The organism is Olivibacter domesticus (assembly GCF_900109575.1).
Lineage (GTDB): Bacteria > Bacteroidota > Bacteroidia > Sphingobacteriales > Sphingobacteriaceae > Olivibacter > Olivibacter domesticus.
This window is the reverse complement of the sequence record NZ_FOAF01000001.1, coordinates 1,743,180-1,759,031: the sequence shown is the minus strand read 5'-3', so window position 1 is coordinate 1,759,031 and position 15,852 is coordinate 1,743,180. Positions and strand designations below refer to the sequence as shown.

General features: G+C 37.6%; 10 protein-coding genes. 7 read left to right on the top strand and 3 right to left on the bottom strand.

Annotated elements, in window-relative coordinates; genetic code table 11:
• The first annotated feature begins 31 nt into the window (after nucleotides 1-31).
• A complete protein-coding gene (locus BMY50_RS07780; RefSeq protein ID WP_093321543.1) occupies nucleotides 32-1,486 on the top strand; it encodes a RagB/SusD family nutrient uptake outer membrane protein in 1,455 nt (484 codons plus the stop codon).
• A gap of 137 nt (nucleotides 1,487-1,623) precedes the next feature.
• Here BMY50_RS07780 and BMY50_RS07775 read toward each other — a convergent pair whose 3' ends face one another.
• The 3 genes from BMY50_RS07775 to BMY50_RS07765 form a co-directional block, all read right to left on the bottom strand.
• On the bottom strand, nucleotides 1,624-3,111 hold the full coding sequence (locus BMY50_RS07775; protein ID WP_093321539.1) for a M14 family zinc carboxypeptidase: 1,488 nt from the start codon (nucleotides 3,109-3,111) through the stop codon (nucleotides 1,624-1,626).
• A gap of 134 nt (nucleotides 3,112-3,245) precedes the next feature.
• Nucleotides 3,246-4,334, bottom strand: coding sequence for a S66 peptidase family protein (locus tag BMY50_RS07770; RefSeq protein WP_238383693.1), 1,089 nt, complete (start codon nucleotides 4,332-4,334; stop codon nucleotides 3,246-3,248).
• Nucleotides 4,335-4,423: 89 nt separating this feature from the next.
• The gene (locus BMY50_RS07765; protein WP_093321535.1) at nucleotides 4,424-5,761 is read right to left on the bottom strand and encodes a dihydroorotase; all 1,338 of its coding nucleotides are present in this window, start codon (nucleotides 5,759-5,761) and stop codon (nucleotides 4,424-4,426) included.
• 169 nt (nucleotides 5,762-5,930) lie between these two features.
• On the opposite strand from BMY50_RS07765, the gene BMY50_RS07760 reads away from it, so the two are divergent.
• The 6 genes from BMY50_RS07760 (at nucleotide 5,931) to ggt (ending at nucleotide 15,763) form a co-directional block, all read left to right on the top strand.
• The gene (locus BMY50_RS07760) at nucleotides 5,931-7,250 is read left to right on the top strand and encodes a DEAD/DEAH box helicase (protein ID WP_093321532.1); all 1,320 of its coding nucleotides are present in this window, start codon (nucleotides 5,931-5,933) and stop codon (nucleotides 7,248-7,250) included.
• Nucleotides 7,251-7,545: 295 nt separating this feature from the next.
• On the top strand, nucleotides 7,546-7,896 hold the full coding sequence (gldC, locus tag BMY50_RS07750) for a gliding motility protein GldC (protein ID WP_093321524.1): 351 nt from the start codon (nucleotides 7,546-7,548) through the stop codon (nucleotides 7,894-7,896).
• A 308-nt stretch (nucleotides 7,897-8,204) separates the two neighbouring features.
• The gene (locus tag BMY50_RS07745; protein ID WP_093321521.1) at nucleotides 8,205-11,285 is read left to right on the top strand and encodes a SusC/RagA family TonB-linked outer membrane protein; all 3,081 of its coding nucleotides are present in this window, start codon (nucleotides 8,205-8,207) and stop codon (nucleotides 11,283-11,285) included.
• A 54-nt stretch (nucleotides 11,286-11,339) separates the two neighbouring features.
• Nucleotides 11,340-12,782: a RagB/SusD family nutrient uptake outer membrane protein gene (locus BMY50_RS07740; RefSeq protein ID WP_238383692.1), complete on the top strand. Its 1,443-nt coding sequence runs from the start codon at nucleotides 11,340-11,342 to the stop codon at nucleotides 12,780-12,782.
• A 242-nt stretch (nucleotides 12,783-13,024) separates the two neighbouring features.
• Complete coding sequence (locus tag BMY50_RS07735) at nucleotides 13,025-14,029, top strand: NAD(P)H-dependent glycerol-3-phosphate dehydrogenase (protein WP_093321513.1); 1,005 nt, start codon at nucleotides 13,025-13,027, stop codon at nucleotides 14,027-14,029.
• Nucleotides 14,030-14,053: 24 nt separating this feature from the next.
• Complete coding sequence (gene ggt / locus BMY50_RS07730; protein ID WP_238383691.1) at nucleotides 14,054-15,763, top strand: gamma-glutamyltransferase; 1,710 nt, start codon at nucleotides 14,054-14,056, stop codon at nucleotides 15,761-15,763.
• Nucleotides 15,764-15,852 lie beyond the last annotated feature (89 nt).

Sequence of the window (15,852 nt, the reverse complement as noted above, 5' to 3'; positions counted from 1 at the left end):
TAACCAACGATGAACAAATAATCATATACGGATGAAAATATTACATAAATTATGGATAGTGTTACTGATTTTTACATGCACTGCCTGCAAAGATTTTTTAGAGGTAGAACCTACTGATTCTACAGATTCAGAAACCGCCATAAAAACAGCATCAGATGCCAAAGCTATGATGAATGGCCTCTTGCGCAAAATGACAAGTTTTAATTATTATGGCAGAAATTTTATTATGTATGGCGATGCAAAAGGCGGAGATCTAACCATTTCTTCACAGGGTAGGGGATTGGATGCGCTATATACATTCAACCATTCTGTTTCTTCTAACGATTATGCTGGCTTTTGGACGCAAATGTATGATGGAATTCTTCAAGTAAATAACCTATTAAAGAACATTGAAAAACTAGAAAATGAAGGCACTTCAGAAGATTTTAGTAATTATAAAGGACAGGCTTTAACGGCCAGAGCATTAATGTATTTCGACCTAGTGCGGTTATATGGTAGAGCGTATACTGATGATAAGGCTTCGTTTGGTGTTCCGAATATAACCACAACATTAGAGGCTTCGGCACAACCTGTGAGAGCAACCGTTGAAGAAAATTACAATCAGATTATCAGCGATCTTAACGAAGCATCTCCTTTGTTATCAAAAGATAAATCTAATGGTGTTATTAATTATTATGCAAATAAGGCCATGCAGGCGCGAGTATACTTATACATGGAGAAGTATGTCGAAGCGTTAAGCGCGGCTGAAGAGCTGATTAATAGCAATGTGTATACTTTATACGCAAATGATCAATGGGTTAATTCCTGGAAAGCTCAGTTTGGTTCCGAATCGATTTTTGAGTTGGGTATACTCCCGAACGAAGCTGATTTGGGTACTGAGTCATTAGGCTTTTATTTGAGGCGTTTAGGGGATGGTTCATCTAGTGCTATGGGGTGGTTCATGGCGAGCGATTACTTTCTTACTAGGTTAGGTGAAGACGCAGATGACATAAGGTGGGGAGTAATGAGCTATGACGAGACATCCGAAACACGTTTAGGGTCTTGTTATAAGTACAGTGGTAGCACTTCGCTAGAAGGCGACGGGAAATCCACTGCAACCGCTGTGAATATAAAGGTAATACGGCTATCTGAAATTTACTTAATAGCAGCAGAAGCAGCTTTCTATACAGATAAAGCTGCAGCGGCGAATTACCTCAATGCAATTCGTAAGCGGTCACCAAATTTAGCTTTAGCAACCGCATCTACAGTTACCTTGGATATGATCCTTGACGAGCGCAGCAAAGAGCTATTTGGAGAAGGCCATCGTTTTTTTGATATGATTCGCCTAAATAAAACAATCACATTCAATGATGACTTTGGAGGAATAACTGTTGCGCATAGGGAAAAATCAATTAATAGAAGCTTTTTCAAGACGCTCTTGCCTATTTCGCAAACTGAAATTAATGCAAATCCCGAAATTGCTAAGCAGCAAAACCCTGGATATTAAATATTAATTGAATATTTTAATTTTAATAGGGGGGATTTCCCCCTTATTAATTTATACAACAGTCGAACGCTATTTATTTGGTATGAATTTTATAAAACGTCGTTTTAAATAAATTTGCTCCGTTTTCTGCAATGCAGCTATTGAATATAGTTTTTAAATTCTTCTTCCGGCTCTTTCGATAGGTCTATTAAATAACCGTTAATAATAGCATACATCGGTTTATCTTCTTTTGCTAAAAAGAAATTAGCCTGACTACCTAATGTCGGACTGTTACCATAAAGAATGCCCGTACTGCTTAATAAAATAGGTAAATTGTAGTGCTTATTTTCTGCAACATTTCTCAACTTTACTGCTAAATATCCTTGACGCAATAAGTTCATCGCCCTTTGTGGTGTTAATTCTCCCACGTGATTAATTGGGGAAGAATATATTTTTCCCTTCATAAAAGTTAGGCCTTTTGCATCTAGTTCCCGATAGCCATAACTATCTTTAAGATCGCCAACGTCATCAATTCTTCCTCGTGTGTAAAAAATACTGTCGGGGGCCGTAACCTCGTCACGTTTGATGGCCAAATCGACTTGATATACAACAGAGTCCCTTTCCGCTTTTATATTTTTGATTAATAAATCTGAAAGCTTGGAAGAATTCTCGGGGATATCTTCGTATTCCGCTTGATTATATTGCTCATAACTTTCCTGCGCAATTTCTATCAAAGCATTCAAGATAATCATAAAGTTAAGTTCTCTGATGTATTGTTTTTCAGGGTCGCCTTTGTATCCTCCTGATTCAATGAGAACTGTGCTCGCACCCCACTTTTGAAAATTATCCCCAAACCCTCTGGGTTCATGTGTGTCATCATACTTTGCTACGCCATTTGGTATATATTGCTGCAAAAGCTGGTTCATACCCACAATAAGTTGCATTGCACGACCTCTTACTTTATTAATGTCTTTTTCATAGTTATAGGCCGGAGCTAAAAAAGAAATGGTTGCGGGATTGCCAGTACTTGGTACGTTGTAATAAATATGCTGATCATGTAAATTAAAACCGAAAGCTGGTTTATTTACCTCAGCTGCTTTTTTTAATATAGCTGCTTCAGGGGTAGCTGTTTCACGGGCATCTCTGTTAAGATCAATATCAAGGGCATTTCTTCTATTGAAGATCTCAGCACCGTCGGGGTTAATCATCGGAAGAAAAAATAGAGTTGTCTTTTCTGTTAATAGGTTTCGGATAGAGTCATATCCATCATTATGGCCCTCCAAAAAGTTGAAAATGTCAAAAAGGGCCATCGTTGCTGTACTTTCATTCCCATGCATTTGCGACCAGAGCATGATCCGTTTTTCTCCTTTTCCATAACGCAATTGATAAAGTGGACGCTTTTGTACTGAAAGACCTAAATTAGTTACCTTAAAAATAGAATCATTTTTTCGCTTTAAAATCAATGGTTCTATAGCTGCATGTTTAAATCTACGATGTGTGAGACTAGACTCTTTATAAAGTTCAAAAGCTTTGGCAAGCATAGTAGTATCTGGTGTATAACTGTTTTTATTATTAGAATTATGTTGACTTTCTTGGCAAGAGGCCATAATCGTGAGCAATAGTAAACCAAATTTTAGTTTTTTCATAAGTCATGATATTTATTGTAAAGTCCTTAAATCAATTTACTGCATTAATACAGTCGCCATTTAAGAATCAGGTAATTATCTCCTTGTTCAATATCTAATATCGTTCAATCCTAAACTAAATAAATACTTTTTTGCTAGCTAAATATCTCCCCATCCACAGAAAAGACACCTTTATCGGCATCCATTGTTATTTGTGCGCCAACGGGAAGAATAAACTGTTCTCGAATATGTCCAATCAATGCTCCTTGATAAGCAGGTATAGCTAAAGGTTTAATATAGTCACTTAAAATTTCGTCAAGTGTTAAGGAGCCATAACCGCCATTTGGAGCGCAATCCGTACATTTTCCAAAAATAAACCCTTTTATTTTCCCTAAGGTCCCATTTAATTTTAACTGACAAAGCATCCGTTCAATACGGTAGGGTTCTTCCGAAACATCTTCCAAAAATAAGATACTATTGCTAAAATCAGGATAATACGGTGAGCCGGAAATTGTTGTTAATACGGTTAAATTTCCACCTAATAATTTTCCTTTTGCAATACCAGGATTAATCGTCTGAATCCTGTTTTGTCGTGGAATTAGATCATCTCCTTTGTTTAATGGATTTTCATATATGGGGGGTAAACCGTTAAAAAATAAAGCTTCAAATTGATCAGCAACAAAAGATGGCCAAGAACTCGTTCCTACAGGTCCATGAAAAGTAATTAATCCAGTTTGACTTTGTATCGCTGCATGCAGCGCTGTGATATCACTATAGCCTAAAAATATTTTAGGGTTATGTTTTATAAGATCATAATCAATTCTATCCAACAGTCGAGCCGCTCCTGAACCACCGCGCATACAAATAATTCCTTTTACTTGGTCATCTTTAAACATTCGATGTAGATCCGCTAGTTTACCATCATCGTTTCCTGCTAAATGCCCCAGCCTATCGTGTGTATGCTCTCCCCATTTAACTTTGAACCCTAAAGCTTCAAAAGTTTCTTGAGCAAGGATGAACGGCAATTCACCGTCAATAGCTGAAGACGGACAAATTATACCGACAGTATCTCCTCTTTTTAATTTGTTTAGATAAATTGGTTTGATCGCCTGTTGATAACTATGTCCCTCACCTCTTGCAAGGGAAGATACGGACATTGTTGCCATGCACGCTAATCCAGTGCCCAGGTTATGCAAAAAAGTTCTTTTGTCGATTTTCTGGTAGTCTTCATGCATTTTTGTCATAACCACGTATTAACTTATTTATATCCGTTTTAATGAAATGGCATAAAATTAATCTCATACCCTAAGCTAGTGCTAAACAGCTATTGTAATTAGTTTCTATCAAATAACAAGCGTTTTCCAGGTTTATCATCAATAAGTTTTCCATCTTCGAAGACTAAATTTCCTGAAACAATGGTATGTGTAATGGATGATTTGAATGTGTGCCCCTCAAATGGCGACCATCCGCATTTCGATATAATATTAGAACGATCAACGGTATAGGGCTTATTCAAATCAACTAATACTAAGTCGGCATAAAAACCCTCACGAATAAATCCACGGTTTTCGACCTGAAAACAAATTGCCGTATTATGAGCTGTTTTCTCCACAATTTGTTCTAACGTGATTTTTTCCTCGTGGTACAAATCTAATAATGCCTGTAAGGCATGTTGGACGAGCGGACCGCCTGAAGGAGCTTCGGCATATGGTTTCGATTTTTCATCGAATGTGTGTGGTGCATGATCGGTAGCGATGACGTCTATTCGTCCATCCAATACTGCCTGCAAAATACCATCCCTGTCTTTTTTTGTTTTTACTGCAGGATTCCACTTAATAAAATTGCCTTTCTCTTTATAGTCAGCATCGCTAAACCATAAATGATGAATACAGGCTTCAGCAGTTATTTTCTTATTTTTTAGGGAGATGTCGTTGCTGAAAAGTTCTGTTTCTTTAGCAGTAGATATATGTAAGATATGTAACCTGGTTCCATATTTTTCTGCTAACGCAACCGCATGTGAAGAGGATTTATAACAAGCTTCTGCAGAGCGTATTAACGGATGCATATCGATGGTTAGTTTGTCCTGGTATTGTTGTTTATACTTCACTAAGTTTTCCCTTATAGTCTTCTCATCTTCACAATGCGTAGCAATTAATGTAGGGGCATTTTTAAAAATATTTTCTAAGGTTTGCTCGCTATCTACCAACATATTACCTGTTGATGATCCCATAAATACTTTGATCCCACATACATTTACAGGATTCGTTTTAAGAACCTCTTCTAAATTATCGTTAGCGGCCCCCATGAAGAATGAATAGTTGGCTATGGAGTTTTTAGCGGCTATACTATATTTTTCTTCTAAGAGATCCTGGGTAAGTGTGTTTGGTATGGTATTAGGCATCTCCATAAAGCTCGTTGTGCCACCAGCAACAGCAGCGCGGCTTTCGTGCCAGATGTCCGCTTTATAAGTTAATCCAGGTTCTCGAAAATGAACCTGATCATCAATAAGACCAGGAAAGAGATAAAGTCCTTCAGCATTTATTACAATATCTGCTGGATGATTAATCTCATTAGATATCATCTCAATAATTCCGTTATTAAGATAAAGATCTGCGGTGGAAATAGTTCCTTCGTTAACAATAGTTGCTGATTTTATTAAAATAGATGGCATATAAACGAATGTTCAGTGATAATTAAGTCAAACTTAGATAAAATTGCTTTTATAAACAATTTTGTAAGATAGATACCTCCCTTATGGATACTATTCTTCGTCTGTTATAAGGAAGTAAAATAGAAAGAATGTGGGCGATAGTCCGATCAAATCCCTATCTTTGTTGTCTATGCGTAAATCCTTCGATGACTTTAAGTTTAACAAGCAAATATTGAGTGCAATAGCTGATGCAGGTTATACTGAACCTACACCTATACAGGCAAAGGCCATCACACCTATATTAGCTGGCCAAGATATAATGGGCATTGCGCAAACAGGAACGGGTAAAACTGCTGCATATGTGTTGCCTATTTTGATGAAGCTTAAATATGCACAAGGTAATGATGCTAGAGCATTGATTATATCTCCTACACGTGAATTAGCAATGCAGATAGAAGAGAATATCCGTTTATTTGCACGATATACTGATTTAAGAACGGTCGTTTTATATGGAGGTTTAGGCCCAAAAACACAGATAGAAGAATTAAAGCGAGGAGTAGATATTTTAGTAGCAACTCCTGGAAGGTTTTTAGACCTCTATTTAGATCAACACATAAATACCAAGCAACTTAAATTTTTAGTATTGGATGAGGCCGATAAAATGATGGATATGGGTTTCATTGGGAAAATTCATCGCATATTAGAAGTAGTACCGCGGAAACGACAAAATTTATTATTTTCTGCTACTATGAGTGAACTGGTGCATAAAATTGCAGGCGATTTTTTGGCTTTTCCGACCATTGTAGAAGTGGCTCCACAAGCTACGCCAGCCAATACCGTAACCCAGCAGTTATACCTAGTGCCGAACATGAAAACGAAGATCAATCTTTTACAACACTTGTTGAAGGATGACGAAGATTTTCATAGACTCATAATTTTTTGCAAAACGAAAACAACAGCAGATAATATTTACCACTTTTTATGTAGAAAATATGGAGAAGGTAAGGTCCGTGTTATTCATGCTAACAAAGGCCAAAATACGCGCATTAATTCTATTAATGCTTTTAAAGAAGGCTCCATAAGAATATTGGTGGCAACGGATGTAGCGGCTAGAGGTTTAGATGTAAGTGATGTAAGTCATGTTATCAATTTTGATATTCCAATCATTATTGAAGATTACGTCCACCGGATTGGAAGAACCGGTCGGGCGTATAAACTAGGAGTGGCGATAAGTTTTGGTAATGCTGCAGAAGAATACTATATTAATAAAATTGAAAAGTTAATTAGGCAAAAAATACCTGTATTAGATATTCCTGAGCAAGTAGTGATAGAAAAGACCACTTACGAAGAGCAACAAGTTATTGCAAAAGAAATCGATTTACAAAAACGAAAAGAGAATCCCGAATTTAAAGGCGCTTTCCATGAAAAAAAGATGGCTAATTTAAAAACAAACAAAACAAAGAAGGAGATCACAAAGAAATATAATACCAAATCTAAACGCTTTAGATGAGGACAATGCGTATAACGCCCCTTAACATTGGATGTGCATTATTATTGGCCTGGATAATGTGGAGGACACTTTCCGATGCGGTAAACTGGAAAGTAACTTTATTGGGCATAACACTTTTACTTGTCTTAGTGATTGCCGATCAGTTTTTTCGGTTTTTCCTTAAAACCATTAAACGCATATGGTTGGTTGAATTGGGTTTTATTTTATTTACACTGTTGGTGATTTGGATTATTAAATAATGGTTGTGCCTGAAACAACGAACTATTTTAAGTGAAAAGAAGTAAAATAATATAAAGTGAGAAAAGCAGAAATTAAATTAACTATTGAATTAGACGACGCTAATATACCTGAGAACATTACTTGGGAGTCAACAGAAGGTGAAAGTAAAGAGGCATTACCCTCTAAAGCAATGTACCTTGCCTTATGGGATCATCATTATAAGAATGCTTTGCGTATAGATTTATGGACAAAGGACATGCCCTTAGATGAAATGAAGCGTTTTTTTTACGAGACCTTACAAACTATGGGAGATTCTTTTTTAAGAGCAGCAGGTAGCGACCCGATCGCACAAGCAGTAATTGGAGATTTGCGCGATTATTGTGCTCATTTTGCCGAAAAAATGGAAGTAACGCAACCCCAGAAATAATACCTCGACACATCAGGCAATGAACTTCCTTTCGTAGGTGGTTCATTGTTTCCTGTTCTCTACAAACTATCCCTACTTTTCTACAGTTTATAATAATCTGACTTGTAAAATATACCTCTTATTTTCTTTATTTAATTATGTAATCTTTTTTTTTCGAAAAGTGCTCTCTGTTGTAAGGAAGATATATTTTTCTCCCTCTTGTATAGATAAATATTACAATAAATGATGATTTTAAATTAAGGTAATACAAAAATGGTTAAACTCTTGTTGTAAATAGACCATGTTATCTTTTTTTCAAACCTCTAATTATGGTGATTAAATTTATATCAAGTCCGATGCAATCGTTTAATTATGCTGGAATATTCGTTGTATGTGTTTTGTCGACAATTTTATCATGTACATCGCCATCATATGCTCAAGAAGTACCTAAACCACCAATTGAAGTGCCAAAAGATGCACCTGCAGACACAACAAGTACCTCCAAGCAGGACACTATCACAGGTGTTGTATCTGATGAAAAAGGGGGGGCATTACCCGGCGTATCCGTAATGGTTAAAGGCAAACCTAATACAGGTACCACTACAGATGCAAATGGCCGATATAAAGCTACCGTTGATTCAAGAACCATTCTAGTATTCTCCTATACAGGTTACGGCAGTCGAGAAGAACGTGTGGGAAGTAGAAAAAAATTAGACGTTTCACTTCAAGCTGCACAAGAGAGTTTAGAAGAAGTTGTTGTGATTGGTTACGGCAGTGTGAAGAAACGAGATTTAACGGGGTCGGTAGCTCAAGTAAAGGCCGCTGAAATCAATGCGTTTCCTACTAGCAACGCTGTACAATCATTATCTGGTAGAGCGCCGGGTGTACAGGTATCGCAAGCTTCCGGTGCACCCGGCCCGGCAATGTCTGTTCGTATTCGTGGTGCTAATTCAATTTTGGGAAGTAACGAGCCACTTTATGTAGTGGATGGATTTCCCCTTTCTGGTAGTAACCCAACCATACTCAACAATGCGGATATTGAAAGCATGGAAATACTGAAAGACGCTTCAGCCACGGCCATCTACGGCTCGCGGGGAGCAAACGGTGTCGTAATTATTACTACTAAACAGGGCGGGGTTGAAGGCACTGGTAATGAAGCACAGGTCGATTTTGAAGCAAACTACGGCGTACAACAGTTACGGAAGAAACTGGATTTACTAACTGGACCCGAATATGCAACTTTCTATAATTTACGTGCAGCAAATGATGGGGTTGATCCCTATTTTACAGAAGAGCAAATTAATAATATGCCAAATTTTGATTGGCAAGATTTCGTTTTTCGCAGTGCACCTATAAAAAGCACATCGCTTAATATTAGCGGAGGGAATGAAAAAACACAGTTTTCATTAGGTGGAAGCGTTTTGGATCAAGATGGTATTATCAAAGGAAGTGATTACAGTCGTTATTCTTTTCGTTCTAATATTCAACACCAAATCAGTGATAAATTAACTGTTGACGCAAATGCCACTTTAAGCAGGTTGATCACAGGAAGAAAAGATAGTAATGGTGGTGCACGGGGAAACTCTTTAATCTCTGCATTAATTGGCGCGCCGCCAACTTTAAGTCCTTACAATGACGATGGATCATATCGTATGCTTTCATCAGCATACCCATTCGTTTCTCCAGATATTATGAACCCCCTGAATTGGATTAATGAAGAAAAGAATCAAACACAAGCGAATTTAATTTTAGCAAACGCAGCATTAACTTATCGTCCTATTCAGGATTTGAGCATAAAGTTATTGGCGGGTATTGAAAATCGAGATGATCGCGTTAATCAATATCAAAGTAATAAATTTCAAAATTCTACTGGAAGAGCGAGTGTGACCTCTAATAATGAGCAGAGTATGCTCGTAGAAGCCACTGCTAACTATAATAAAACGTTGAACGAACGGCATAACTTTTCTGTATTGGTAGGAGGAACCTATCAAAATTTTTCAAACAGTTTAGTGATGGGAAGCGGTCAGGGATTCATCAGTAACGTAAGCGAATGGAATGATTTAGGAGGAGCACAGGTTCCACTGGTTCCAGGTTCCGCTTACAATAAATCCGTGTTATTGTCGTATCTAACAAGGGTTAATTATACCCTCGACGAGAAATATCTATTCACAGCAAGTTTTCGAGCGGATGGCTCTTCCCGTTACCAAGAAGGATATCGTTGGGGATATTTCCCTTCCGGAGCTTTCGCTTGGCGCATGTCTAACGAGGATTTTCTGAAAGGCACCGAATGGATCTCGGATCTTAAACTTCGCGTAAGCTGGGGGAAAACAGGTACTCAAGTAGAAGACTTTTATGCCACTTTCAATCCTTTATTATCAGGATATACAGTTTTCGGAGAAGATCTTTATTTAGGTTTTGCTCCAGGTACTGTTTTACCTGAAAATTTAAAATGGGAAACGACAGAGCAATTTGATGCAGGGGTAGATTTCGGAATTTTAGATAACCGTTTTGTCTTCACGGCAGATTATTACCGGAAAAATACGAAAGACCTTTTAAACTCCGTACCACTCCCTACTTCAATGGGCTATGTAAGTACTATCCAGAATGTAGGGCAGATTCGTAACAGTGGAGTTGAATTAGGCTTGAATGCAAATATCTTTAAAGGAGCGTTCAAATGGGACGTTACGGGTAATATAGCCTTCAATAGAAGTGAAGTTATAAAACTATATGGTGGGACAGATATTTTTGGCGACGAATTAAAGATTAACGTAGTAAATGATTCGAGGACTATATTACGTGAAGGTTTACAGAGAGGCGTTTTTTACGGTTATGTAGAAGATGGTTATGATGAAGATGGTAAAATTGCATACAAGGATTTAAACAACGACGGAACCATTAATAACCAAGACCGCACTGTTATTGGAAATCCGAATCCTGATTTTATTTACGGCTTAAACTCAACGATGTCTTACAAGAATTTCGATTTTACTTTCTTCTTTCAGGGGAGTGTAGGAAATGATTTGTTTAATGCCAGTGCCATTGGAAGTAGTATCGACTACTCTTCCGGATTGAACATGGTGAAAGATGTATTATATGATCATTGGACACCCGAAAATCCAAATGCGAAGTATCCAAAAATCAGCAATACGGTTAATGCAAATATTTCTGACAGATGGATTGAAGATGGTTCTTTCCTTCGTTTGAGAAACGTGCAATTGGCATACAACTTACCTGTTGATAAATTAAATGTTTCTTGGCTGAAACGTTTACAGGTTTACGTAAGCGGACAGAATTTGCTAACATTCACAGATTATTCTTGGTGGGATCCGGAAGTGCCATCAAGTGGTTCCGACTATTTGAGCTACCCAGTTGCAAAAACATATACATTTGGCATAAAGGCTGGTTTCTAAACTTCATTAAAAATTGATCCTAATAATATGATACATATGCAGTTGATAAAATATATGAAATCTTCGAAGTTAAGAATTAGTGTAGTACTTCTGTGCATCCTTGGAATGACAAGTGCATGCAAAAAAACGTTAGACGAGGAACCGAAACTGATTTTAGAGGAAAACTTTTACAATACGCCAGAAGAAGCAGAAGCAGGTGTTAATGCCATTTTTCCACCTTTACGTTTAGGTGCGCAGGGTATTGCTTCTTATAATGCGACACTTGAATGCCATACCGATTACGCTTATGGTCGCGGTAGCTGGGCACAATTTAATGATTTTGCAGGCTTAGATGCTGTTAATACAAATAGGGTGGCTGATTTCTGGCAGTCTTTTTATCTAGCTATTCGTAATGCCAATTTAGTAATAAAGAATGTACCTAATGGCGATGCGATTGGAGAAGAAGATATTAAGCGTTATGTTGCTGAAGCAAAATTTATGCGGGCATTTTGCTACTTTCATTTAGTACGTGATTGGGGAGGAATTCCTTTGCGCACGGACGCGAATATGGAAGAGCAAAATGTTGCTAGAAGTACGGTTGAGGAAGTATATGCATTGATAGAAGCTGACTTATCAGAAGCGGAGGCAAATTTACCCGATAACAACGCCGCCCAACCAGGCAGGCCAACCATATGGATGGCAAAAACATTATGGAGCGACGTTTTGCTAACCACACAAAAATATCAAGAAGCGCGTGATAAAGCACAGGAAGTTATCGGCTCGAATTTGTTTTCACTCGTGCCTATCCAGTCCGTAGATGATTTTGAGAAAATATTTGGCGTTGGCGCAGGGGTAACTAAAGAAGAGATTTTTCATTTTAAGTATAGCAGAGAGGAACAAGGAAATTATTATCCCTTCATTATTAATCATCCCTCGACGGGTTATTTGGGCGATAAAGGAGCTTATGCTCAATATGGTGATAGTACGAGCGTGTTTTATAAAGGCTGGAATAACGGTGATTTGCGTAAAAGCTTATGGTATCCACTTGACTTCGGAATGGGAAAGAATACGCTCTTATTAAAGAAATTTATAGATCCTCAAGCAGCGAATGAATATGGTGCGATTAATGATTTTCCGCTGTACCGCTACCCAGAGGTGCTGCTTATTTTTGCAGAAGCGGATGCTCGGGTAAATGGTATAACACCCGATGCATTGGAAGCAGTAAATAAAGTGAAAAGACGTTCTTATGGATTAGCGGTAGATGCTGTTTCTCCTGTCGACTATCAAGCCGCTTCGCTATCGCCAGAGTCTTTTATTGATGCTATTTTACAAGAAAAGGCCTATGAATTTCAATTTGAAGGCAAACGATGGTTTGATTTGAAACGTACGGGTAAAGCGGCGGAGATCTTACAAGCGAATAAAGGAGTTACAATTGCTGAAAAACATTATCTATGGCCAATACCACTTTCCGAGTTAAACTATAATCAGGCGATTGATCAAAACAATCCGGGATACTAATTAATCCACATTGTGGAATGAGCAATGGTCACTTTGTTTGTCCAATTTCTCAGGAATTGATAGGACTTATTAGAAATATTGATTTTCAGGATATAGAATCTCTCTTAAGTTTCGAAAAGACAAGGAATAAATTGTTTTACAGGGTGTTGTCATAAAATTGTAAATAAAAACAAATTTATCTAAGTTTGATGAGCCAAAAAATCCTTAATTTGGCTCATATTTATAGATGAGGTTGTTTTGATATGCAAGGAAAAAAGACGATAGCAGTAATAGGAGGGGGTAGCTGGGCTACAGCAATAGTAAAGATGCTGAGCGATAATGAGCAAGATAAGCATATATATTGGTGGATGCGGAACAAAGAAGCCATAACATCTATTAGAACTTATCATCACAATCCAAATTATCTGAGTGCAGTAGAGGTTAAAATCCCGGCAGAACAAGTGACAGATGATTTACATCATGTGATCGATGTAGCTGATTTAATAGTACTAAGCGTGCCTGCGGCATTTCTAATAGGCTCTCTTCAAAATATAAAGCCAGAGCAGTTAAAAAATAAATATATTATCAGTGCCATTAAAGGTATCGTTCCAGAAGAAAACCAGATCGTTGGTGATTATCTCCAATCAACATTTAATATTCCTATTGATCAAATAGCTGTAATTAGTGGCCCTTGTCATGCTGAAGAAGTGTCGTTAGAAAAATTGTCTTATTTAACTATCGCATCGGCTTCTATAAGTACAGCCGAAATATTCTCTAGCTGTTTAAATACACGTTACATTAAAACCATTTTATCCGATGATATTTATGGCACAGAGTATGGTGCTGTTTTGAAAAACATCTATGCTGTTGCAAGTGGTATTTGCCATGGCGTTGGTTATGGTGATAATTTTCAGGCAGTATTGATTTCCAATGCTATTCGGGAGATGGCGCGCTTCTTAGCGAGTGTTCATCCTATAGGAAGAGACATTAATGAATCTGCTTATCTAGGAGATTTATTGGTTACTGCATATTCTCAGTTCAGCAGAAATAGAACATTTGGAAATATGATTGGAAAAGGATACACGGTACGTTCTGCACAGTTGGAAATGAACATGATTGCAGAAGGTTACTATGCTTCAAAATGTATCCATCAGATAAATAAGGCTTATCAAGTAGATATGCCTATTTGCAGGGCCGTTTACGCGGTTTTATACGAAAGGCACTCTCCACATATAGAAATGAAATTACTAGCAGACCAATTAACCTAATTATTAACTTATTACGATAATTTTATGAGTCAAAAATTACTGTATTTAATGCGTGCAAGCAGATTAAATTATCTACTATTACTGTTAATCCTACCTTTTCTTAACAGTTATGCGCAAACACCATCGTCTTACAAAAACGGTATGGTTGTTACTGCTCATCCAGTTGCTTCTCAGGTTGGTATAGATATCTTAAAAAAAGGAGGTAATGCAGTTGATGCTGCGATAGCAGTACAATTTGCTTTGGCGGTGGTTTATCCAAACGCTGGAAATATTGGCGGTGGTGGGTTTATGGTTTACAGATCTTCTAAAAACGAAGTATCAACGTTGGACTTTCGAGAAACTGCTCCAGGCAAAGCTACAAAGGATATGTATTTAGATGAATCTGGAAATCCCATTGAAAGGCTCAGTTTGGATGGTCAACTTTCTGTAGGAACTCCCGGCACCGTAGATGGAATGGTTCGTGCACATCAGAAATATGCTAAATTGACATGGAAAGAACTACTTCAACCGGCTATAGATTTAGCACGAAAGGGCTTTTCTATTACAGCGATGCAGGCCGAGGAATTAAATAGCAGAAAGGAGATATTTCAACGTTTTAACCCTTTAGGTACAGCGTTAATAAAGAAAAAGGATGAGTGGAAGGAGGGTGATATATTGCAGCAGAAAGAACTTGCGCGAACACTTTCACTAATTAAAGAAAGAGGACGGGCGGGGTTTTATGAGGGACGGACAGCGCATCTCCTCCTTGAGGAGATGAAAAGAGGAAATGGTATAATAAGCTATCAAGATTTAAAAAACTATCAAGCCAAGTGGCGAAAACCAATCGTGGGCAATTATAGGGGATATGAAGTTATCTCGATGCCTCCTTCATCAAGTGGGGGTATAGCGCTCATCTCTTTATTGAAAGCAGTTGAACCTTATCCATTGAAGCGCTGGGGTTTTCAAAGGGATTCAACGATTCAGTTAATTGTAGAAGCCGAGAGAAGGGTTTACGCAGATAGAGCAGAGCATTTGGGGGATGCCGATTTTTATAAGGTACCACTCAGAGGTTTATTAGAACCTACTTACTTGCTAAACCGAATGAAAGATATTAATTTTAATAAGGCTACACCTAGTAGTGAAGTTAAAGCGGGTAAACCGAATATATATGAAAGCGAGCAAACAACTCATTTTTCTATTGTTGATAAGGAGGGAAATGCGGTAGCAATTACCACAACACTTAATAACTCTTACGGATCTCAGGTGGTAGTTAAAGGTGCAGGATTCTTACTTAATGATGAAATGGATGATTTCTCCATAAAACCAGGTGTTCCTAATCTTTATGGGCTATTAGGAGGTACAGCAAATGCAATCGAACCTGGCAAACGAATGCTTAGTGCCATGAGTCCTACTATTGTAACAAAAAACAATAATCTCTTTATGGTTTTGGGTACACCCGGAGGTTCTACTATCATAACCTCTGTGTTACAAACAATTTTAAATGTAGTTGATTTCCAAATGGAAATCCAACAAGCAGTTGATGCCCCACGTTTTCATCATCAATGGATGCCAGATGAGATCTTTGTTGAAGAAAAGGCTATAGATAATTCTGTACGAAGTAATTTGGAAAACAAAGGGTATAAGATTACTCCACGTTCAAGTATTGGAAGGGTAGATGCTATTCTGGTAAATCAAGATGGATCTTTAATTGGCGGAGCCGATGTAAGAGGTGATGATAAAGCGATAGGATATTAAGGGAAGATGTAAGATATCTCTAAAATAGTTAAGATTGACTAGTCCTGAAAAATTGACAGGATTTAGCTAAACAAAAAAAGGCTTCTCAA